The 20256-nt window shown below is 50.4% G+C and carries 23 protein-coding genes; 11 read left to right on the forward strand and 12 right to left on the reverse strand.

All coding sequences use genetic code 11. The features are described from left to right. Nucleotides 1–39 precede the first annotated feature (39 nt). Complete coding sequence (locus tag HZZ01_RS19830; protein WP_179899153.1) at nt 40–1065, reverse strand: alpha/beta hydrolase; 1026 nt, start codon at nt 1063–1065, stop codon at nt 40–42. A 68-nt stretch (nt 1066–1133) separates the two neighbouring features. Beyond that, nucleotides 1134–2258 (reverse strand): MFS transporter, encoded by a 1125-nt coding sequence (locus HZZ01_RS19835; protein ID WP_179899184.1) that lies wholly within the window; start codon nt 2256–2258, stop codon nt 1134–1136. A 202-nt stretch (nt 2259–2460) separates the two neighbouring features. Between HZZ01_RS19835 and HZZ01_RS19840 the strand changes: the two genes are divergently transcribed. After that, the gene (locus tag HZZ01_RS19840) at nt 2461–3372 is read left to right on the forward strand and encodes a LysR family transcriptional regulator (RefSeq protein ID WP_179899154.1); all 912 of its coding nucleotides are present in this window, start codon (nt 2461–2463) and stop codon (nt 3370–3372) included. Between the two features lie 60 nt (nt 3373–3432). Here HZZ01_RS19840 and HZZ01_RS19845 read toward each other — a convergent pair whose 3' ends face one another. Further along, nucleotides 3433–3609: a general stress protein gene (locus HZZ01_RS19845; RefSeq protein WP_008926846.1), complete on the reverse strand. Its 177-nt coding sequence runs from the start codon at nt 3607–3609 to the stop codon at nt 3433–3435. 200 nt (nt 3610–3809) lie between these two features. Between HZZ01_RS19845 and HZZ01_RS19850 the strand changes: the two genes are divergently transcribed. Continuing rightward, a complete protein-coding gene (locus HZZ01_RS19850) occupies nt 3810–4106 on the forward strand; it encodes a hypothetical protein (protein WP_179899155.1) in 297 nt (98 codons plus the stop codon). A 44-nt stretch (nt 4107–4150) separates the two neighbouring features. On the opposite strand, the gene HZZ01_RS19855 is transcribed toward HZZ01_RS19850, so the two are convergent. Together HZZ01_RS19855 and HZZ01_RS19860 are read right to left on the reverse strand one after the other, a co-directional pair. Further along, a complete protein-coding gene (locus HZZ01_RS19855; RefSeq protein ID WP_179899156.1) occupies nt 4151–4438 on the reverse strand; it encodes a type II toxin-antitoxin system RelE/ParE family toxin in 288 nt (95 codons plus the stop codon). Next, on the reverse strand, nt 4438–4677 hold the full coding sequence (locus HZZ01_RS19860) for a type II toxin-antitoxin system RelB/DinJ family antitoxin (protein WP_179899157.1): 240 nt from the start codon (nt 4675–4677) through the stop codon (nt 4438–4440). Before HZZ01_RS19860 ends, HZZ01_RS19855 begins: the two co-directional genes overlap by 1 nt. 356 nt (nt 4678–5033) lie before the next feature. Between HZZ01_RS19860 and HZZ01_RS19865 the strand changes: the two genes are divergently transcribed. Both HZZ01_RS19865 and HZZ01_RS19870 read left to right on the forward strand, forming a co-directional pair. Further along, nucleotides 5034–7007, forward strand: coding sequence for a methyl-accepting chemotaxis protein (locus HZZ01_RS19865; protein WP_179899158.1), 1974 nt, complete (start codon nt 5034–5036; stop codon nt 7005–7007). Nucleotides 7008–7111: 104 nt separating this feature from the next. Then, nucleotides 7112–8128 carry an NAD(P)-dependent alcohol dehydrogenase gene (locus tag HZZ01_RS19870; protein WP_090967073.1) on the forward strand — a complete coding sequence of 339 codons (1017 nt, stop codon included), beginning with the start codon at nt 7112–7114 and terminating at the stop codon, nt 8126–8128. A 42-nt stretch (nt 8129–8170) separates the two neighbouring features. Here the strand turns inward: HZZ01_RS19870 and HZZ01_RS19875 are convergent, their stop codons facing one another. Beyond that, complete coding sequence (locus HZZ01_RS19875) at nt 8171–8839, reverse strand: DUF2268 domain-containing putative Zn-dependent protease (RefSeq protein ID WP_370463508.1); 669 nt, start codon at nt 8837–8839, stop codon at nt 8171–8173. A gap of 337 nt (nt 8840–9176) precedes the next feature. Here HZZ01_RS19875 and HZZ01_RS19880 point away from each other — a divergent pair, with 337 nt between their 5' ends. After that, nucleotides 9177–9956 (forward strand): MBL fold metallo-hydrolase, encoded by a 780-nt coding sequence (locus tag HZZ01_RS19880; RefSeq protein ID WP_179899159.1) that lies wholly within the window; start codon nt 9177–9179, stop codon nt 9954–9956. A 75-nt stretch (nt 9957–10031) separates the two neighbouring features. Beyond that, nucleotides 10032–11012 (forward strand): GlxA family transcriptional regulator, encoded by a 981-nt coding sequence (locus HZZ01_RS19885; protein ID WP_179899160.1) that lies wholly within the window; start codon nt 10032–10034, stop codon nt 11010–11012. Nucleotides 11013–11108: 96 nt separating this feature from the next. Here HZZ01_RS19885 and HZZ01_RS19890 read toward each other — a convergent pair whose 3' ends face one another. Further along, on the reverse strand, nt 11109–11510 hold the full coding sequence (locus HZZ01_RS19890; protein WP_179899161.1) for an H-NS family nucleoid-associated regulatory protein: 402 nt from the start codon (nt 11508–11510) through the stop codon (nt 11109–11111). Between the two features lie 272 nt (nt 11511–11782). On the opposite strand from HZZ01_RS19890, the gene HZZ01_RS19895 reads away from it, so the two are divergent. Then, nucleotides 11783–13345, forward strand: a complete 1563-nt coding sequence (locus tag HZZ01_RS19895; RefSeq protein WP_179899162.1) for a sensor domain-containing diguanylate cyclase — start codon at nt 11783–11785, stop codon at nt 13343–13345. Between the two features lie 68 nt (nt 13346–13413). Next, entirely contained in the window at nt 13414–13860 is a 447-nt protein-coding gene (locus tag HZZ01_RS19900; RefSeq protein WP_179899163.1) for a VOC family protein, read from the forward strand. Between the two features lie 216 nt (nt 13861–14076). On the opposite strand, the gene HZZ01_RS19905 is transcribed toward HZZ01_RS19900, so the two are convergent. Continuing rightward, on the reverse strand, nt 14077–14478 hold the full coding sequence (locus HZZ01_RS19905) for an H-NS family nucleoid-associated regulatory protein (RefSeq protein WP_179899164.1): 402 nt from the start codon (nt 14476–14478) through the stop codon (nt 14077–14079). Between the two features lie 1164 nt (nt 14479–15642). Here HZZ01_RS19905 and HZZ01_RS19910 point away from each other — a divergent pair. Further along, the gene (locus tag HZZ01_RS19910; protein WP_179899165.1) at nt 15643–15804 is read left to right on the forward strand and encodes a DUF2256 domain-containing protein; all 162 of its coding nucleotides are present in this window, start codon (nt 15643–15645) and stop codon (nt 15802–15804) included. 76 nt (nt 15805–15880) lie between these two features. On the opposite strand, the gene HZZ01_RS19915 is transcribed toward HZZ01_RS19910, so the two are convergent. The 3 genes from HZZ01_RS19915 to HZZ01_RS19925 form a co-directional block, all read right to left on the reverse strand. After that, nucleotides 15881–16183, reverse strand: a complete 303-nt coding sequence (locus HZZ01_RS19915) for a hypothetical protein (protein ID WP_179899166.1) — start codon at nt 16181–16183, stop codon at nt 15881–15883. A gap of 104 nt (nt 16184–16287) precedes the next feature. Then, on the reverse strand, nt 16288–16830 hold the full coding sequence (locus tag HZZ01_RS19920) for a YfaZ family outer membrane protein (protein WP_179899167.1): 543 nt from the start codon (nt 16828–16830) through the stop codon (nt 16288–16290). Nucleotides 16831–16893: 63 nt separating this feature from the next. Further along, a complete protein-coding gene (locus HZZ01_RS19925; RefSeq protein ID WP_179899168.1) occupies nt 16894–17130 on the reverse strand; it encodes a YgdI/YgdR family lipoprotein in 237 nt (78 codons plus the stop codon). 390 nt (nt 17131–17520) lie between these two features. Here HZZ01_RS19925 and HZZ01_RS19930 point away from each other — a divergent pair, with 390 nt between their 5' ends. Then, complete coding sequence (locus tag HZZ01_RS19930; RefSeq protein ID WP_218928266.1) at nt 17521–17940, forward strand: DUF1090 family protein; 420 nt, start codon at nt 17521–17523, stop codon at nt 17938–17940. A 687-nt stretch (nt 17941–18627) separates the two neighbouring features. Next, the gene (locus tag HZZ01_RS19935) at nt 18628–19008 is read left to right on the forward strand and encodes a YgiW/YdeI family stress tolerance OB fold protein (protein WP_179899169.1); all 381 of its coding nucleotides are present in this window, start codon (nt 18628–18630) and stop codon (nt 19006–19008) included. A gap of 611 nt (nt 19009–19619) precedes the next feature. On the opposite strand, the gene HZZ01_RS19940 is transcribed toward HZZ01_RS19935, so the two are convergent. Next, entirely contained in the window at nt 19620–20093 is a 474-nt protein-coding gene (locus HZZ01_RS19940) for a WbuC family cupin fold metalloprotein (RefSeq protein ID WP_179899170.1), read from the reverse strand. Between the last annotated feature and the right edge of the window lie 163 nt (nt 20094–20256).

A 20256-nucleotide genomic window follows, 5' to 3' on the forward strand; every position in this document is an offset into this window, starting at 1 on the left:
TTTCCCGCGGGCGGGCTGGAATCGATAATCAGCAGAAGATTAGAGATTCTGTTTAAAGAAGGCCGTCAGTTTCGCGAACGGGATCAGATCAGTGCGATCATAAAGGTCGACATGACCTGCATCAGGCACGATATACAGTTCTTTGGGCTGAGCCGCGCGCTGGAAGGCATCTTCACTGAACTCGCGTGAGTGCGCTTTATCACCGGTGATGAAGAGCATCGGGCGCGGAGAAATGGTCTCAATATCATTGAACGGATAGAAGTTCATGAACTTCACGTTGCTGGTGAGCGTCGGATGCGTGGTGAGTGCAGCTGATGAGCTTTTCGGGGTGAACTCACTGCGAGGTGTCCGGTAAAAATCGTAAAACTCCTTAGCCACTGGCGGTGAATCAGCATCAATTTTATGTGGCGTACCGCCGGTGTAGGCGGTTTTACCGCCGGTGAATTCTGCATAACGTTGCTGTGCCGCTGCTTCAATGATCTGCCTGCGCTGCGCCAGCGTCTGGCTTTTATTCAGCGCATTACGGTTGGCCGATCCCATGTCATACATACTGACGGTCGCAATGGCCTTCATTCGGGAATCAATCTTTGCGGCACTGATGACGAAACTGCCACTGCCACAGATGCCCAGCACACCAATCCGATTGCGGTCGACAAATTCGCGGGTCCCCAGGTAATCCACTGCGGCGCTGAAGTCTTCGGCATAGATATCCGGAGAAACTGCGTTGCGCGGCTGGCCTTCGCTTTCGCCCCAGAATGAGAGATCGATTGCCAGGGTAACAAAGCCCTGCTCAGCCATTTTTTGCGCATAAAGACTGGCGCTTTGCTCTTTGACTGCGCCCATCGGATGACCCACGACAATCGCCGGAAGACGCGCCGTCTTACTCGCCTCTTTGGGTCTGAACAGGGTGCCGGTGACCCCCATCTGATACTGGTTTTTAAACGTCACTTTTTCGCGGGTGACGTTATCGCTTTGATAAAAATTATCGGCTCCGCGCGACATATCGGCCGCGCTGGCTGCAAATGAACTGATCAACAGTCCAAACATCAGGGTTAATGCTCTCATGAAGTGATCCTTATCGGGATTGACGAAGGGTGGGCATTGAATTGCCCTGTTAAACAACGAGCCTGTTTTCAGGCTGCGCCTTCCCTGCGGGCGGTGAGCCTCACAAGGAAGGCAGCAACAACGAGTAACGTGGCGCTGATAGCAAACGTGGTCTGCCAGCCTGCATGGTCAAAGGCCAGGCCGCCCAGCGTCGATCCCAGCGCAATCGACAGCTGGACGATGGCAACCATTAATCCGCCACCCGCCTCCGCATTATCCGGGAAAGTTCTGGCGATCCAGGCCCACCATCCGGTGGGTGCGGCAGTGGCCACCAGCCCCCAGATGCCCAGTAACGGTGCCACCAGCCACAGCTGATGACCGAACACCATGAGCAGCACTGCAACCGCCGCCATGATCAGCGGGATAATCATCAGGGTCAGATAGAACCCCCGCTGCAGAACAACACCGATAATCAGCGTTCCGATAAAGCCCGCGACGCCAATAGTCAGCAGCACCAGCGACAGCGCAGAGACGTCCACCTGCGTCACGGTTTCCAGAAACGGGCGGAGATAGGTAAACAGAGTGAACTGCCCCATAAAGAGCAGGCCGCAGGCGGTCAGGCCCACCGTCACCAGCGGCGAACGCAGCAGCTGGAGGATCGTTCCGCTGCGTTGCCGCGCCTTATTCACCGGCATCGACGGCAGCGTGAACCCTTGCCAGAGCAGGGCGATCAACGCCACCGGCACCAGGCTGAAAAAAGCCCCGCGCCAGCCGATGACAGAACCGAGATAACTGCCCAACGGTGCCGCGATAACGGTCGCCAGCGCATTGCCGGCGTTGAAAATAGCCAGCGCGCGCGGCACCTTATCGGTGGGAACCAGACGGATAGCTACCGCGGCAGACATCGACCAGAACCCGCCAATCACCACGCCAATTAATGCCCGACCCGTCATGTAAGCCACATAGCTCGACGCCATTGCCACCATCAATCCGGACAGCGCCATCAGCAGCGTTAGCGTCAGCAACAGAATTTTGCGATCGAGATTTCCCGCGATGCGCGTTATCGAGAGGCTGGTGATTACTGCGAGCGCGCCAGAGATGGCGATACCCTGTCCGGCCAGACCTTCGCTGACCGCCAGATCACGTGATAACGGGGATAACAGGCTGACCGGCATAAATTCAGAGGCGATCAGCGCGAATACGCAAAGCGTCATGGCCCAGACGCCACCCCAGTGGGCTTCTTTATGCTGGGGTGAAGAGTGAGTTGTTTCGGTGGAAGCCATGTTCTGTCCTGTTTCATTTTTTGAAGTGCTGATGAACTCAGGAAATTCTACTGTTTCGCTTTATATTGACTAGCTAATGAATCCTTAATGGGGTTATAACCGGTGCTTATTAGTCTATTGGCGGGAGTGCAGCATGAAACGCAATATGAATGACCTTCAGGCTTTTATTACCGTCGCGCGTGAAGGCAGTTTCACCCGTGCGGCGGCGCTACTGGGCGTGACGCAGCCCGCGCTAAGTCAGACCATCACTGCACTGGAAAACCGGATGGAGATTCGGCTACTGACCCGCACGACGCGTAACGTCTCGCCGACGGCGGCGGGTGAGCGATTGATAGAGGCGATAGGCAATCGATTCGATGAAATAGAAGCGGAACTGGATATGCTGACTGCAATGCGGGACAAGCCCGCCGGCACAGTACGCATTACCTGTGGCCCGCATATTCTGAGTTCACTCCTGATACCCAAACTGACGCCACTGCTGGCGGCTTATCCCGATATCCGGCTCGAATTCGATGCAAATCATGGCTTACGTAACATCGTGGCCGATCGGTTCGATGCGGGGGTCAGGATGGGAGACACTATTGATAAAGATATGGTGGCGATGCCAATAACTCCGCCGCTGCGAATGGCGGCGGTGGCTTCTCCCGATTACTTTCATCGCCATGCTGCGCCACAGGTTCCACAGGATCTTCTGCAGCACAACTGCATCAATATGCGCCAGGCGACCGCGGGTGGATTGTATGTCTGGGATTTTGACGGAGAAGAGGGGCCATTAAATGTGAGGGTGAATGGTCAGCTGACGTTCAATACTTCAGCACACATTGCAGAAGCGGCGATTGCCGGCCTGGGGATCGCTTTTTTGCCTGAACAGGAAGTTGCAGAAGGGCTGGAGCAGGGCACGCTGATCCGGGTGCTGGAGCGCTGGTGTGAGCCCTTCCCCGGTTACTATCTCTATTATCCCAGCCGCAAGCAGCATTCACCGGCTTTTAACCTGGTCAGAGAGGCGTTAAGGCTAAAAGAGGGGGGAATGATGAACCTATTCTGAGTGTTGACGGAAGAGATGCCATTCCATGGCGTAATACGTCCTAAAGCGCTTTATTCAGAATTACTTAGAAGGACGTCGACTAATCTTGCCGCCTTTCCGACCGGCTTCCCTGGCCTTTTCAGGATCGTTTCTGAAGTTGCCCCCACTGACCTTGCCTCCTGCACTGCCAGCTTCACTCGCTCGTTCTGGATCGTTGGCAAAATTACCGGCACCACCTCTGTATTTCTGTTGTGTCATAGGAAGACCTCATATCAATGTTCCATTAGATAGAAAGGACTAGCTAGTCACACAAGGAAGCATAGTCGTCCGCTTCGTTTATGCAAATGCACAGCCTGAAGTGGTTGATAAGCATGGCGTTAATGTTGAGCAGAGATTTAGCGTCGGCAGGGCAATCGGAGATGAACTACGCTTAAAGGCCTGACGAAAAGGAGAATGTTATGAGTAACGCGACCTTGATCGACACCCTTGAGCTGGGTTCTGACGAGCATAAGCAAAAATATGAAATTTACGGCGATGATGCACAGACGCCCACTTATGCAGTGATCTTCCGGCAGCAGGGCGATAGCTGGCAGCCGCTGGATGAAAAACTCACCTTTGCCGCGCAGGATGAACAGCAGGAAGCGACGGGCTCGATGGGCTATGGTTCCGGCGATACGCTGCCAGATTTACGTGATCTTCCTGCCGAAGCTCGTGAACGCTGCGAGCAGCACTGGCAGCAGCAAAGTGGCAGGTAAACAGGAACAGCGCCGCTTTGTTTTGTAACTGTGAAATCGCCTGTTTAAGAGAGACGCCTGGATGCGGCAGAATAAACCTCTGAGCGCTCTCTTTTCCCGACAGCTACTACAAAAACGACCACCCGGTCATCAATTACCTGGTATACAAGTCGATGACCGGATGACCTGAGTTTGATCTTATAGCAGTCAGGCATCCCGCTGAGTTTATTCGCCTCAATTCTCGGTGACTCAAGACACTCAGCCAGCTTCTTTTTAAGCTGTTCACGTACTGTTGGCCCCAGCTTGCGCCACTCTTTCAGTGCCCGTTGATCGAACTCCAGTTGCCAGGTCATTAAAGGTCATCCAGTGTGACCCGGACAGGCTCAGGGTTTCGCAGGCGTTCTTTCACTATCTCTACTAACGCCGCATCTTCGTCATTGAGTAATGTTTGCTTGAAGGGAAGACGTTCATTATCTGCAATATATTCAAGCATCAGGCGCAGCGCATCAGAAGGCGTTACACCCATTTTTTCGAGCGCAGCATAAGATCGTGTCTTCAGGTCATCATCAATTCGAATGTTAATTGTGCCCATAATGAGTTCCTTTGTAATTACATTTGACATTACAATTATCGCACTGATGAGTCTGTATCGCAAACAGTAAACATTAGTCTCCCGCACAGCTTTACATCTGCCCGTCAGATTCCACTTCCGTATTATTTTATGCTACGTAAATGTAACAAACTCATTCATCAAACCAACTGCAGCAATTGCTAAAGGTTTTCACGCTACTGGCGATAACTCAATGACGTTGAGCGCGCTAATCAATGATGAAACCGGCACTCAGCAACGAGTTCTGAACGCGAACGGACCTGCATTTAGCCCTCCTTTTATACACATCAGCAAGCGTGAGCTTAATCGCAACTTACTCTAATAAAAGCGAAAATAATATGTCGATCATTAAGACGATCAAAAGTCGCCTGCCTGTTGCCCGTCTCAGGGGTAGCAGCCAGCCAGCGAATGGCACCTGGGATTGTCGTGCGTTGCCGGAATCACTCTCTGCCATCGGGTTAAACTCGCGCGCGGGCGGGATTCTGATGACTTTTGTTCCGCCTGAAGCCGATTTTCAGCGCGTCAGTCAGGCCTGGCAACGCTTTAACTCAGCCGATTTGACCGTGCTGACACTCTCTTCCAACGGTGCACTGAGCAGCAGTCGATCGCAAAGTACTTACTGTGATGGCAATGGCCCGGAGGGAAGTTATCTCTGGCTGCCGGACACCCTGATCGCCAGCCATGAGACGCACATTATCGATCTGCACGTCGCCGACACGCAGACGGCCAGCCAGCGCATTACCGCCATCCAGCAGGAGCTGGCGCGGCTGCAGGTGCGGATGCCGCTCTCAGCCGATCGTACTTTCGCCATGATTTACTGTGATGGACTCTCAGCGTCTGAAGGCTTTCTGATGCAGGCCTGGTACAACTGCGGGCGTTTTCCCTGTCTGGCGATTGGCGGATCAGCAGGCGGGAAAATCACTTTCGATGGCACCTGGATTGGTACCGGTGGCAAGGTGCTGCAGGGCAAGGCGGTGATCGTGTTCTGTCAGATGGCGCCGGGAAAATCCTTTGCTCCGTTTAAAAGCCAGAACTTTACCCCACGCGATCAGAGCTGGTTGATTGCGGAAGCCGATCCGGTTGCACGCACCGTTACCTCTGTATTTAACCGCCAGGGTCAGCAGCAGCCGTTTGTCGCCTCGCTGTGTGAATACCTTAACTGCACCGACGCGCAGCTGACCGAACGGCTAAAAGGGTTAACCTTCGGCGTTAAAGTCGGCGGGGAGTACTTCATTCGCTCGATCGCTAAAATTGAATCGGGTGGCGTGCAGTTTTTTTGTGACCTTGAGTTTGGCGATCGGCTGTTCCTGATGGAGGAGAAGGATTTCAAACAGGCAACACAGCAGGAGTGGCAGGCATTTACTGCTCAGCACGGTAAACCGGCTGCCATTCTGATGAACGACTGTATCCTGCGTCGTGTCGGTAATGTCGATAAGCTGCACAATGCTCACTTCTTTAAAGGCATCGCTGCTGCCGGTTTTTCCAGCTTTGGTGAGATCCTGGGCGTGCCAATCAATCAGACGCTTTCGGCCCTGGTGTTCTTCAATCATGACGTCAAAGCGATGACCCAGTTCCCGGTGGAGTATGCCGGTTACGCAGCACATTACGCGCAGCGCGCGCTGCGCCGCTGGGAGGCGCTGAACAGCATTCAGACGCGGGTGCTGGATCGGGTTATCAACTATCAGCAGGCGCTGACGCCATTGATGGAAGCGCTGCCGGTGCTGGAAAACGCGACCCAGAGCCAGGGCGAAACGCTGAGCCTGGCAGAAAGTAGTATCCGTAGCATCAGCAACATCGCCACTGAGAGTCAGCAGGCGCAGGGGCGACTGGATGACGGGCTGGACGATCTGGAAAAAATCTCCAACGGCATTAATGAGATTACACATGGCATCAGCAATATTGCTTTCCAGACCAACATTCTGGCGCTGAACGCCGCAGTAGAAGCGGCACGCGCAGGCGAAGCTGGCCGCGGCTTTGCTGTGGTTGCGGGCGAAGTTCGTCGTCTGGCACACTCATCGAAAGAGCAGGCTGAAGCCACGGCCAGTAACATTGGTGAGGCAGTCAGCACCATCTCACGTATCAGGCTGGTGGCCGGCGACTCTGCACAGACCGCCGCGCAGATGGCGGAACGCAGTATCAGTGCTGCCGATACGCTGGCGGCCATGAATCAGCAGACCCAACATGAGCGCGCCGACATAGCGAAGCATCTCGGCAGCCTGCGCGAACTGACGCAGGGAATGGACGCTATGCAGGAAGCCGTCGCGCAGCTCAAGGTGTTACAAACTCTTTCAGGCGCGCAGGTTAAAGGCTGAATTATCTGAATAAAAGACAATAAAGTGCGGTGTAAGCGCAACGGCCAGGCAAGGCTGGCTTTCAGTTGTTACACTTGTCCGTGATTAATCACGCAGAGGTATGAATGAAAATTAAAAGTTATGCAGCCATGCAGGCTGGCCAGGCCCTTGAACTCTATGAGTACGATGCCGCCGAACTGGCAGCCGAAGAAGTCGAAGTCCAGGTAGAATACTGTGGCGTCTGTCACTCCGACCTGTCGATGATCGATAACGAGTGGGGCATCTCTCAGTTCCCGGTGATTGCAGGACATGAAGTTATTGGCCGGGTTTCTGCCCTGGGCGAAGCGGCTAAGAACAAAGGTCTCTCAATCGGCCAGCGTGTAGGAATTGGCTGGACAGCAAAAAGCTGTCAGCACTGCGACGCCTGCATCAATGGCGAGCAGGTTAACTGCCAGCAGGGCAGCATCCCGACCATCATGAACAAAGGTGGTTTTGCCGAGAAGCTGCGCGCCGACTGGCAATGGGTTATCCCGCTGCCGGAAAAACTGGATGTGGCGAGCGCCGGTCCGCTGCTGTGTGGTGGTATCACCGTATTTAAACCGCTTCTGATGAGCAACATCACGGCCACCAGCCGTGTAGGTGTGATTGGTATCGGTGGTCTGGGTCATATCGCCATTAAAATCCTTCACGCGATGGGTGCTGAAGTCGTGGCATTCAGTTCAACGCCGGATAAGAAGCAGTCAATCCTGGATATGGGCGCAGATGAAGTGGTTAACAGCCGCGATCCTGAAGCTCTGAAGAAGCAGGCAGGGCGTTTTGACCTGATCCTGAGCACTGTGGCAGTCGATCTGGACTGGAAACCTTATTTCGCAGCGCTGGCACCTCAGGGTAAATTCCACACCGTGGGCGCCGTGATGAAGCCGATTGAAGTCAGTGCTTTTGACCTGATCCTGGGCGACAAAGCGGTAACCGGTTCATCAACCGGCTCACCAGGCCAGCTGCGCTCGCTGCTGCGTCTCGCTTCCCGTGCGGATATTGCCCCACAGGTTGAGTTCTTCCCGATGTCGGACATCAATAAAGCGCTGGATCATGTCCGCGCCGGTAAAGCCAATTACCGTGTAGTACTGAAAGCCGATTTCTGATGCGAATCTGAAATGACATGCCGCAGCCTGCTGCGGCATTTTTTATTTTTTCACCAGTCCATTCGCCAGGCCCGCAGTGATCACCTCATCGGCTGTCACGTTGATCCATTTTTCGGCTGAACATTCTGCGTTATCACGCAGCCAGACGGCAACCATCTGGTAGCCCAGCGTATACCCATACCATCGGCGATAGTCACCCGTGCCGTAGAACCAGGCGGAATGATCGTATTGAGGGCTTTGCAATGTCGTGAGCGCCACGGGATTAGCCAGCAATTCGTTCAGCGCAATGGCTCGTTCCCAGGGCTCTGCTGCAGTGTTAAGCAGCCAGCTAACAAACTGACCAGCCAGACCTTCACTGACCATCGCTTCACCCAGCGTCCATCCATATCCTGGTCCGCGCATCCGCAGGCAGTGATGCACTTCATGCAGGATCTGCCGCACCAGCGTACCGTTTTCCAGCATCTGAATGAGATTCGGATTTTCCGGATCAAGGTTCAGACAAAACAGTGTGCGATTATAAGCCCTGCCTGAAAAACCGAATTCAGGTATCGCTGCCTCAGGCATGCATTGAATCAGCATATCCAGACGAGGGACCCGCATCGTGGATGAAAGCTGCTCGCAGGCAATTCTGGCGGCCCGGACTATTGCCGGTTTGTAGTGCTCAATATCACCAGATGCCTCCAGCCAGTGCATTTTCCATAGGTCGTTCACAGACTTTCCTCTCAGGGATTGATAATCAGAACGCAGGTCCGTGACCCGCCTGGGACACTTGCACTTTACCCGGCAATGTTTTCAAAAAACAACGGCGCAACGCGTTATATTCTGTCGGCAGAGATGAGGCGTGTTGTTAAAACAATGGTAAAGACTGCCCTGTCTTAGCATTGTGGCGACGTCTGTACCATGGCACAAAGAAATATCACAGTTTGGCCCAATTTCATCGAATACTGACCTCCGGGCCTGTCACGTGCGGGCAGCAGACTACCGTAAAGTGAACGCATGGTAGCCAGTGAATCTGGCTGATGTTAATGAGACTTTTCACGGAGCTAAAATGACGCTGACCCAGATTCGAAATGCCACACTGGTACTGACCTATGCAGGCAAAAAATTCCTGATCGATCCTATGCTGGCCGAAAAAGAGGCCTGGCCAGGCTTTGCCGGTAATGCGCGTCCCCATCTGCGGAATCCAATGGTTGAGCTGCCTGTTCCGGTTGCTTCACTACTGGCAGTTGATGCAGTGATTGTCACCCATACGCACATGGATCACTGGGATGAGGCAGCGCAGCAGTTAGTGCCGAAGACGATGATGATCTATAGCCAGCATGAAGCTGATACCGCGCTGATTCGTTCGCAGGGGTTTGAAAACGTTAGAGTGCTGCAGGATAAAAATCAGTTTATTGACGGCCTGACAATCTATAAAACCGACGGGCAGCACGGTAGCAATGCGTTGTATGCCGACAAGGTGATGGGCGATTTTCTTGGCGATGCCTGTGGTCTGGTCTTTACACATCCATCAGAAAAAACACTCTATATTGCTGGCGATACGGTTTGGGTTAAGCCCTATGTCAGAACGCTGCAACGTTTTCAGCCGCAGGTCGTGGTGATGAACACCGGCAATGCGACCAACGATCTTTATGGCCCGATTATCATGGGAAAAGAAGATACATTGCAGACGTTAAAAATCCTGCCGGAAGCGACGCTGGTTTCCTCACACATGGAGGCGATCAACCACTGTTTACTGACGCGTGCTGAGCTGCGCGCTTATACCCTGGAACAGGGCATTGCTGAGCAGGTGCTGATCCCGGAAGATGGTGAAACAATGACGTTCTGAGCCGTATGACATTAAACCGGCCCATTTGCGCGAAAGATTCTCAATCATACGTTTTCACATAACAAGGAGGGGGAGATGGCTGCTCTGAGCGTCGCAGTGCTGGCAACGGCCGGTTTCAGTCCGTTTCACTTTTCCGTTCCCTGCATTTTGTTCGGCTCGGCACTGCCACAGCAGGATCTGTTTCATGTTGATATCTGCGCAGAAAAATCAGGCCCGGTGATCTCAGATATGGGGTTGTCAATCATGGTGGAGCAGGGTCCTGAACCGCTTGATAAGGCGGATATCCTTATTGTTCCTTACTGGCACAATCCGGATGAAAAACCGGCGCAGGCGCTGCTTGATAAACTGGTGGCGGCGTGGCAGCGCGGTGCGGAAGTAGTTGGACTTTGTCTGGGCACTTACGTACTGGCTTATGCCGGCCTCCTTGATCAGCACCGGGCGGCCACCCACTGGGAATTTGAGCGCGACTTCAGCGAGCGGTTTCCGCAGGTTCACCTCGACAGTAATGCCCTTTATACCCGTGATGAACGTCTGATTACTTCTGCGGGCACTGCAGCGGGCATCGACTGCTGTCTGGATATCATCCGTCAGCACTATGGCAGCGCCATTGCTAATCGGGTTGCCAGACGCATGGTCGTGCCGCCTTATCGGGAAGGCGGTCAGGCGCAGTTCATTGAGCGGCCGGTTCCGGAAACGACGCGTGATGGAAAGATCAACGCACTGCTGTCGTCACTGCGGGAAAATCTGCATCAGCCGCAGGATCTGAACGCACTCGCGCGCACGCTCAGTATGAGCCGGCGCACGCTGACGCGTCATTTTCACAAGGCGACGGGGATGTCACTGGGCGAGTGGCTGACGGCCGAGCGTCTGCAACGTAGCCAGGTTTTACTGGAAACAACCGGTATCAGTATTGAAGGGGTCGCAGAAAAGGCGGGCTTTGAGTCCCCCGTGTCTTTTCGTCAGCGTTTTAAATCCCGGTTTGGCGTTTCTCCCAGCGAGTGGCGCCGGACATTTCGTGGTCCACAGTCGATGATGAGTGATGAGAAAGCAGGATAAGAGTCAGGCCCGGATGAATATCTGCGCCCAGGGGTTTTTCATGCCGGAATATTGCCGCGCAGTGGCGGTCAGCATTCCGGCAGACATGTATTGCGATTAAATCAGAAAGTCATCCAGTGACTGGCCGTTTTCGATCGCTGTTTTAATTGCGGAGGGAGTACGGCCCTGACCGGTCCAGTAACGAACCTGACCATTTTCATCGCTGTAACGATATTTCGCCGGACGCTTCGCGCGTTTCTTTGTGCCGGTTGTTGAAGCAGATGCGCTATTTACCAGCTCCGCCGGGTTAATACCCTCTTCCAGTAACAGCTCCTGGTAAAACGCCAGTTTTTCCGCTTTTTCGCGGGCTTCTGCTTCCCGCGCGCTTTCCTCTTCACGGCGTTCATTTACAACGGTTTCTAATTTCTGGCGTAACTCTTCCAGCAGATCCAAATCCATGTTGCGTGCCTCGGCACGAATAGTGCGGATATTATTCAGGCTGCTCAGGTTTTTACTCATAAAATCCCTCAAATACTCAACTTAATCAATCAAGTGCAAATTATTCAGGCAGCAAGGGTAACATTTACTCCACCGATATTTGAAGTCTTAATGAAGCTTAATTCGCTATTTATGCTGCCTTTATGGTGCTGATTGAGCCAGATAAGCGGGAAATTTAAGCGGAATCTGCTGGGAAATGCGAATTGTCATTATCGAACCGTATTGAGGGATTTACATTTTGGCTTTTGGTTAACTGTGATTAAATCAGTTATCGGGGTTTATTAAGGACTGGCATGACGTTCCGCCGCAAAAATGATGAGCCAGCGGCAAAAATTTCGCCGCTGCTGAGAAGTATTATCCTTTCTGGCGTATTGCTCAGCGTGGCGGTGATTGGCTTAAATCTTTGGACGCTGCGCAAAGACTGGAATGATACCGTCGGGATGACTGAAGATAATGCCCTGAATCTCTCACTGTCACAGGCACGCCAGGCCGATGATACTTTTTTGCAAATTGAACTCTCACTGCGCGAAGTGCAACGTGAGCTCGAAAAGCAGATCGCGACGACCGGCGTGGAGAGTGAGGCGATGAGCCATACGATGCGCCTGTTCCAGAGACGCCTGCCGCAACTTCATGGCTTGTTTTATTATGATGCGCAGGGGAAATGGATAGCGACCTCTATGGGCAGAATACCGCCTGACATTGATAACGCCGATCGTGAATATTTCGATTATCATCGCGCCAGTCCGCGAGATAACCTGCATGTTGGCCCGGTGATTCGCAGTCGCAGCACTCACGAACAGGTAATACCGGTTACGCTTCGGGTGAATGATGCGTTCAACGGTTTCCGGGGTGTTTTACTCGCCACCATTAAAGTGGACTATTTCCGCCGCTTCTACAGTTATTACGAACTCAGCGAGGGAGATGTGCTGGTTCTGATGCTGGCAGACAGTACGGTGCTTTACGCCCGTCCGATGCCGGATAGCTACATCGGCAAAAACCTCTCAGTAAGTCCGCTTTTCCTGAAGATGCTGGCCAATTCGGATAAAGGCAGCGGTCAGTGGACAGCTGCGCTTGATGGTAAAAAACGTATTTTTGGCTTTGTTCGCTCACAGCGCTATCCGCTGGTGGTTGCCGCCGGATATGACAAACGAGCGCTCTTTAACCACTGGCTGAAGAGCCGGGTACAGAATCTGATTCTCAGCCTGGCTTTGCTGATTGTGATTCTTTCACTGGGCGCATTTGTATTGCGTCAGGCGCGGCATACATTGCGTTACCAGCTTGAACTGACCCGACTTCGCGATGAACTGACTGCGGCTAATCGCTCACTGGAAAATCAGGCACAGAGTGATGGGCTGACGGGGGTTGCCAACCGGCGTCATTTTGATCACATGCTGACTGAAAGCCTGCAAAGCGCGGAGTTCAACGGCCAACCAGTGTCATTAATCCTGTTCGATATCGATTACTTCAAACGTTATAACGATACCTATGGCCATGTGGCCGGTGATGACTGTCTGAAAAAAGTAGCTAACGTACTGAAGAACACCGCACGACGTAAAAACGGAATCACGGCCCGATATGGTGGGGAAGAATTTGCAATCATTCTTATCGGGCAACCGCTGTCAGCAGCGCTAGAGCTCGCTGAATCCATTATTGCTGCCATTAATCAGCTTGCTATTCCACACTTCACAACGGCGCTGCCGCAAGAGCATGTCACTATGAGTGCAGGCTGTGCTGTCTGGCTTGCGTCTGACCCGGCACAAGGGAAACAGGCGCTGATAGAACGTGCCGATGAGGCGTTGTATCGCGCGAAGCGGGCAGGGCGCAACCAGGTGATGTGCGAAGAACGTAACGGCTGAGCATCCCTGATCAAATCCGGAATGACATCTGTGGCAAGGTGATTGCTCAATGAGAACAGGGAGCTGCCATGTCAAACGATACCGGTTTTACTCATCTTGCTTTACAGGTTCGCGATGTAAATAAGAGCGTAGATTTCTATCAGAGTTATGCCGGGATGCAGGTAATACACCAGCGTGAACCGGGTATTCCCGAAGCACAAAAAGTCGCGTGGCTGTCAGATTTAACCCGACCTTTCGCGCTGGTGCTGGTGCAATCTGACAGCACTGATGATACGCCGCTGGGTCCCTTTGGTCATATCGGCGTGGCCTGCGCCAGCCGCGAAGAGATAGATGAAAAAGTGGCAATTGCACGGACTGAAGGCGTGTTGCGACGCGAGGCACAGCAATATGGTGCGCCAGTGGGATACTGGGCATTGTTTGCCGATCCTGATGGTAATACGCTTGAGCTTTCTTACGGGCAGCAGATCGGGTTAGAAATTATCACAGCCCGCAACGCGCAATCGCTGAATAAATAGAGCGCCTTAGGAAATGGAATGCAATCTATTGCCGCGAGTGCGATTGAGCAAATTTCAGTTATTACGTTCAGTCAGGTCAAAGCCTGAACGGGATTGCGGTTTAAAGGCAGGTTATCCAGGCACCAGGGCCAGTCGTAACTGGTAATTGAGCAGGGGATGCCTGTTAAGGCAGCTTGAAAAACCGCCTGACCAAATCAGGCGATTTTTCATTTATGATTAAATCAGGAAATCGTCCAGCGATTTACCTTCATCAATGGCTGTTTTAATAGCTGATGGGGTTCGCCCCTGACCGGTCCACTGCTTAACGTCACCATTTTCGTCGGTGTACTGATATTTAGCCGGACGAGGTGCACGTTTCTTCTTCTCTGCTGGCGCTGCTGGCATACCATTTAAAAGTTCATTAGGGTCGATACCTTCCTGCAACAGTAATTCACGGTATTTTGCCAGTTTCTCCGCCTTTTCGCGGTTAGCCGCTTCAGAGGCCTGAGCTTCTTCACGTCGCTCACTGACTACCACCGACAGTTTTTCCAGCATTTCTTCCAGGGCAGCCAGGTCAAGCTCGCGTGCGTTTGCGCGAAGGGTACGGATATTATTCAAGCTGTTGAGAGTGTCACTCATCAAAGTCACCATAGTCATGTTCAGATAATAAAATACAGAGCGGGTTCACGCTGATGCTTTTCGTCAGACCTGCTTTTTTAAGATGCTTGCCTTCGAAGAATCAAAATACAGAACCGATAGTTCAACGCTAACATATTAATCGCTTTCCAAGAGAGTTTAAACTGTAGTTAACGTATAACCCTTCAACAAAAGTAAAGTTACTCTTTTTTTTTACGCTGTTCGCTCAAATTGTCAAAACGGCGCACAGTCTGAGACGCGGGGTAATTTAGTCACGTTATGGATCAATGGTGCATTGACGTTCAATTTTGCTAGCCTCGCTTCGCTAATCCTGTACTTGTGTTGTTATGTGAGTTAAACGCAGAGGTACACATCAGTCCCTGTAAATGGATATGATCACCAGCATAATCGTAATATTGTTCAAAAAATCAGATAGCAAAATTACTAAAATAACGAACCCGTTCATTTATTAGGGTTATATGTAACCCTATGATAGTGAATTATTTATATCTGGTTAACCTCACTGGTTATGCGAAGAAAAACGGTTGCCTGCTTACTGGCTGATGTTAAGGATTTGCAGAGACCGGCAATTAAGTGGATACAACGGCGTCGAATCGAAGATCAACTTCCTGCCCAGGGAATGATTATTTACAGGCGTAATGATTTTTTTAATCCTGTGTAAACATCTGAAGAGCCAGGATGTTGACAAGGCAATCATAAGTAACATTATTTTTTCGTAATTGCCTTGTACGCTGATATCGCGACCAAATGTAGCGATCATTGTTGCCGTCAATATCCCTCTGTGCCGTTCCTGAGTCAGTGTGTTTTTCACTCACCTCGCACAGCGGTTCCCAACACATTGATGAACAGGCCGGACAATAATCGGGTCTGGTATGCTGGCGGTGTTTCAGTGAGTGTGCTTAGTTAACCAGGAGAATTAATTTGTCCTTCGCATACTCGTGCGTCAAAAGTCCAGGCGATACCGATCTTGCCGGACGATTTGATAGCAACTTTGTTAACAAATGATGAGAGATTTTGTCAGACAAGCAAGTCAGGATGGCTAAAACCGAGGTTCAGTCGTCTGCACTTACCTTGAACAGGACTAAGCTACACGGTAGGAGAGATACGCTATCGCCCGTAACATAGGGTTTTCCAGGAGAGACTTACGTGTTCAAAGGCAATAAAAAATCCTTACCCGTTCGATACTGCAAAACGTGTAACGAGCCAATGTCATGGCGAAAAAAGTGGGAAAAGTGCTGGGACGAGGTGATGTATTGTTCGGAACGCTGTCGGCGACATCGTACTGCACAGCAAAACGATAATGTCTGAATAAATTCTGAGCGTGACCCGTAAAACTCAACAGAGCGGGCCAGGGTTTGACCTGGCCTCTAACAGGCTGATGGGGTTATTGTTGAACCTCAATCTGTTGCCAGCCTTTTTTGAACATACAATCTTTTACCAGAATCTCTCGCTGACTTTCATTGGCATCACTGGTGGAGTAATCCGTGTCAGTGCTTTTATGTTTACTGTCTTTCGAGGTGTATTTGCTACTCACAACATTGTCAGGGGGTAAATCCCGCAAAGCCTGAGCCTGACAGGCTGTTTCCGCCACGGTTTCCTGCTGCTCAGATGCATCAGGTTTGACCCATTTATACTGCACGCATCCGGTCAGACAGAGAGTAAATATTATTAGCGCAAGAGGTTTCATGGTCTGTTTCTCAGTGACACCCGTCTTCCCTGAGACGAGAGATTAAGTGAGGAAACCACTTGGTGGATCTGCAGAATTTCCTCTCCTGACAATGTTATCCGATATTAAAATGTCAGACCGCCACCCAGGTAGGGGCCATCAATCAGGGTATGACCCGGACGTCCATCTTTACCATCAACACCTGCATATCGATAGCCCACTTTTAAGACCAGTGGCCCAAGCGGTGACCAGCTGACGCCGGCGTTGGCTTCCACAAAATTTTTAACGCTGTTGGTTAGCTGTTCCGGGGCGGAATAACCTTCCCCATAAATTGCAAAATTGGCAGGCAGATTGAGTTTCACACCGCCGCCGACAGGAAATGCGACGCCGTTATCGCCTTTTTTGCCACCGAGGTACGTGGCTTTAACGCCAGCTGTCAGCATGACCGGACCGATTTCGAGGTTATAACCTGTACCCGCCTGACCAATCTGCACACCGTCCGCCGTATTTTTGATCCACTGGCTATCCAGATAAATTCCGCTGGATGAACGGCCAATTTCTGCGTCCAGCGCAGAGGTGTTTTTACCTTGTTCCGCATTCAGGCCAATCGCCATTGCAGACGAAGAGGCGCACAGCAGCAAGCCGAAGCTGATGACAGTCGTTTTCATTGTTCAGTGTTCCGCAGGATAAAAATTTTAGGGGATGTTATTATGATCGCTGCTTAAAGCAATTTACTTTTGCACAATCTCTTTAACGTCGTGCTGCTGCAGTTGATGCATATTTCCGTCTGCATCTTTATAAGAGATCATCCCTGTTTCTTTATCTCTGGCGGGTTTGCCATGGGTGTTAATCATGTGTCCATCATTGGTGGATATTACGTAATTGCCTGAGCAGGCGGTAATGGACATAACCGAAGCCATTATCACCAGAGCGAAGCCAATTTTCTTACCAGAATTCATAAATGTCATTTTACTTTCCTGTCGTTACTTTTTAAGAAGATGCGGTATTATTCACCGTGAATGTTAAACGATATGATAACAATCAGGCTGTCATGATTTTACTCTGACAAAAAATGATCAGGATCACTTTTAACGGCTGCTCAGGATTATGCAGCACGGACGTGACTCTACGCAATGCTGGGTTGTTTCTTAACCCAGGATGGAGCTGGTTTTTATGAGAATTCACTGCTCATTTTATAAGTCTGTTTTTAAAAATTAAGACTTAATGTTAACAATCGCTCCCAGATGAGAATATAATTTCATTTTTCAATTTATTTGTTGTGACTCTTTTTCATTTCGCTATATTCAATCAGCATCATTATTTTGATAAGTATACTTTAACAAGGATTTAATATAGTTATGAAAAATACAATTATTACATTGATATTAATTTCAACTCCCCTGGCCGTCATCGCTGGGACAGATTCCTGTAAAAACCAACTGGCAGACATTTCAGCCAAAACAGAAATGGCTAAAATTCATGGAAATAATGCAGAGGTTGCACGGCTTGATATTGCTCGTGACAAAATCCAGACTTATTGCACTGATGAGCGTCAGGTCAGGCGCGCCTCTCACGATGTCAGAAAACGCGAAATGAAGGTCAAAAAAGCGGAACTCGAACTTCGGGAAGCCCAGCAGGATCTGGCTGAAGCCAAAGCGGAAGGCCGGATCGATAGAATAAGCAATAAAAACAACAGGGTAGAAGAGAAGAGGCTGAGGCTGGAATCTGCAAAAATGGATTTAAAAGAAGCACAGGATGATGCTCATAACCTGAATTAACCTCTATTTTATCGAAGGCTTACCCACGTAAGCCTTCGGGTTCCGCTATACGCCGCCTACACTCTTCTTTGTTATTAGCCTTGATAAGGCAAACTATCACCTACCTCATTATGAAAAAACACAAATATGGAAAACATAAACGACTTTCCATCGTCAGGTTTATGTACTGGCAGACAGCACCATAAAATATTCCCGGTATGTGACTCTGTCAGAACGACATTCATGCTAGCCATATTGTCGACAAAATGAAATTTCATTGTTGCTGAGTCACATTACGATGACCAATGAGACATAAAAACCACGCATCTGAATGAGGATAAGTAATAAAAATAGCGTTTGAGAAAATCGGCAATACATAATGAGGTAATACCAGAGGTAGTCTGCATGAAAAAGTTAGCTTTTTGATATGCTGGCGAACTATGTTCTTTTAACGAAATAATGGAATACTTAACGGCAATGAAAGCCATACTGGAATGGCTGTTAAAATTTGATTGTGAATACCTGTATTTTGTTTCTTTCATGATTAATTGATAACACAATTTTAACTTTGGTGTTTATATTGCATTGGCTTTGTCGACTGTACCCGTCTTGTTCAATTTTGAAGACACATGCAAGTAATATTCATTCTTAAGATCTCGTTAAGATCTGCGTTGTAAATTAGCCTGACAATTTAACGGAGATAAAAATATGAAAAAGATTCTTTTAGCGGCGTTGTTTGCAGGCATGACTTTTAGTGTTACTGCGCAGCAAGGTTTTGTTTCGGCAGAAGGGCAGGGTTATTCGCAGGGCGGATTTAAAGGTCCAGCACCGGGTGTAGCTTCTGTCGCTCAGGTTAAAACACTGCGTGATGACGCATGGACTGTTCTTGAAGGCAATATCATCCGACAGGTTGGTCATGAACTTTATGAGTTTAAAGATGCCACAGGCACGATTTATGTTGATATCGACGACAAGCGCTGGATGGGGCAAAGTTTGTCACCTACAGACAAAGTCCGTATCGAAGGTGAAGTCGATAAAGACTGGAACAGTGTTGAAGTTGATGTGAAAACGATTCGCATAATGAAGTAATTTACAGGCACTCCTGATGTGGCGATGGCCTTTAAATCGGTTTATCGCCATTTTCTGTAATATCCATTTCCTTGTTTAATACTCAACAGCTCAGGTCACGTTCAGGCAAGCGACAAGAGTAAAAAGCCCTGTGATGTGTTAACGCGGTACCAAAAAAGAGGGGCAGAACAACGCTTTGTTTAAACCCTATTAGTTACAACACCCTTTTAGTGTTTATTAAACAACGATAGATATTCTGCGGAATAGAGCCCCTCCGGACTAACCCCAAACAGAGTCGTTCTGAAAATCCGAGTGCTCATTGACAAGCCGCCCCGCACGGCCCGGAGGGCCGTAATTGTTGTTTAGCTTAGTTTGAATGATGTAACTAATTTAACCTTGTTAGCGCTTTTCTGAATGTTTAACTGAATTTGTATACAGGGTGACGTCTGCGCTACTGCCCGGATATCTCTGTCGCCCTTACAGGTTGTATCGCCGGTAAACGCTTTAGCGCAGACCAGTGCAGTGTCAGAGATCAAAGCCTGTTTGTGGGAAGTAGCACATCGGGTGCCGCAACACGGGAACGTCAGAATGGTCCCGACCGCAGAGATGATCTGCTTCACGGAAGCCATAGATTATCGGGTAAAAGTATTACCCACTTGCGCCCGTAAGTACCATTCCATGAGTTCCCCCGCACCCTGATCATTCTCAGCGGGTGCCCAGGGAGCCGAATCCTGCTCAGTCACTGGCTGATACCCTCCGTGTTTTACCTCAAAAATAACGCCATCGTTATCCATCGACAACACCGCATGCCAGATCCCCGCATCCGTCTCCAGCAGCTTACATTCTTCACCTAACACCACCCGCTGGGTCACGTATCCATCATCATCAAAATGTAATACCAGAAATCGTCCACTGAGCGGGGTCAGCAATTCAAAAGTATGCGGATGACGGTGAGGGCGGACATAGGTACCCGGCGCCATAGCGACAGCCAGACGCTGCACCGCATCACTTAATTCAGGATGTAAATTACGATTGGCTCGCAAGCGAGGGGATTGGGCCGCCTGCTCACTGAGTTGCTGGAGATCAGTGACGGTAAGTTGTTTCATATAAACCTTTTGGATGCTGGGTAACTGACAACGACCAGGTTGCTGTATGACTTATTGCCGTTTTCAACGGACAATTAGCCTCTGCCCTCGCGTAACAAATTGCAGTCCGGATTACAGATGCTGAAGTCCCATGCCCTCGAAACGGGCGATAAGAGGCCTCACG

Source organism: Pantoea sp. WMus005 (assembly GCF_013415305.1).
Lineage (GTDB): Bacteria > Pseudomonadota > Gammaproteobacteria > Enterobacterales > Enterobacteriaceae > Pantoea > Pantoea rara.

Bases quoted from the DNA above. Each gene is read 5' to 3' on its own strand.
- HZZ01_RS19880 (WP_179899159.1), top strand. From the start codon at position 9,177: ATGACGCTGACCCAGATTCGAAATGCCACACTGGTACTGACCTATGCA.
- HZZ01_RS19885 (WP_179899160.1), top strand. From the start codon at position 10,032: ATGGCTGCTCTGAGCGTCGCAGTGCTGGCAACGGCCGGTTTCAGTCCG.
- HZZ01_RS19890 (WP_179899161.1), bottom strand. From the start codon at position 11,510: ATGAGTAAAAACCTGAGCAGCCTGAATAATATCCGCACTATTCGTGCC.
- HZZ01_RS19900 (WP_179899163.1), top strand. From the start codon at position 13,414: ATGTCAAACGATACCGGTTTTACTCATCTTGCTTTACAGGTTCGCGAT.
- HZZ01_RS19870 (WP_090967073.1), top strand. From the start codon at position 7,112: ATGAAAATTAAAAGTTATGCAGCCATGCAGGCTGGCCAGGCCCTTGAA.
- HZZ01_RS19830 (WP_179899153.1), bottom strand. From the start codon at position 1,065: ATGAGAGCATTAACCCTGATGTTTGGACTGTTGATCAGTTCATTTGCA.
- HZZ01_RS19920 (WP_179899167.1), bottom strand. From the start codon at position 16,830: ATGAAAACGACTGTCATCAGCTTCGGCTTGCTGCTGTGCGCCTCTTCG.
- HZZ01_RS19905 (WP_179899164.1), bottom strand. From the start codon at position 14,478: ATGAGTGACACTCTCAACAGCTTGAATAATATCCGTACCCTTCGCGCA.
- HZZ01_RS19930 (WP_218928266.1), top strand. From the start codon at position 17,521: ATGAAAAATACAATTATTACATTGATATTAATTTCAACTCCCCTGGCC.
- HZZ01_RS19915 (WP_179899166.1), bottom strand. From the start codon at position 16,183: ATGAAACCTCTTGCGCTAATAATATTTACTCTCTGTCTGACCGGATGC.
- HZZ01_RS19895 (WP_179899162.1), top strand. From the start codon at position 11,783: ATGACGTTCCGCCGCAAAAATGATGAGCCAGCGGCAAAAATTTCGCCG.
- HZZ01_RS19845 (WP_008926846.1), bottom strand. From the start codon at position 3,609: ATGACACAACAGAAATACAGAGGTGGTGCCGGTAATTTTGCCAACGAT.
- HZZ01_RS19925 (WP_179899168.1), bottom strand. From the start codon at position 17,130: ATGACATTTATGAATTCTGGTAAGAAAATTGGCTTCGCTCTGGTGATA.
- HZZ01_RS19840 (WP_179899154.1), top strand. From the start codon at position 2,461: ATGAAACGCAATATGAATGACCTTCAGGCTTTTATTACCGTCGCGCGT.
- HZZ01_RS19850 (WP_179899155.1), top strand. From the start codon at position 3,810: ATGAGTAACGCGACCTTGATCGACACCCTTGAGCTGGGTTCTGACGAG.
- HZZ01_RS19940 (WP_179899170.1), bottom strand. From the start codon at position 20,093: ATGAAACAACTTACCGTCACTGATCTCCAGCAACTCAGTGAGCAGGCG.
- HZZ01_RS19935 (WP_179899169.1), top strand. From the start codon at position 18,628: ATGAAAAAGATTCTTTTAGCGGCGTTGTTTGCAGGCATGACTTTTAGT.
- HZZ01_RS19835 (WP_179899184.1), bottom strand. From the start codon at position 2,258: ATGACGCTTTGCGTATTCGCGCTGATCGCCTCTGAATTTATGCCGGTC.
- HZZ01_RS19860 (WP_179899157.1), bottom strand. From the start codon at position 4,677: ATGGGCACAATTAACATTCGAATTGATGATGACCTGAAGACACGATCT.
- HZZ01_RS19855 (WP_179899156.1), bottom strand. From the start codon at position 4,438: ATGACCTGGCAACTGGAGTTCGATCAACGGGCACTGAAAGAGTGGCGC.
- HZZ01_RS19865 (WP_179899158.1), top strand. From the start codon at position 5,034: ATGTCGATCATTAAGACGATCAAAAGTCGCCTGCCTGTTGCCCGTCTC.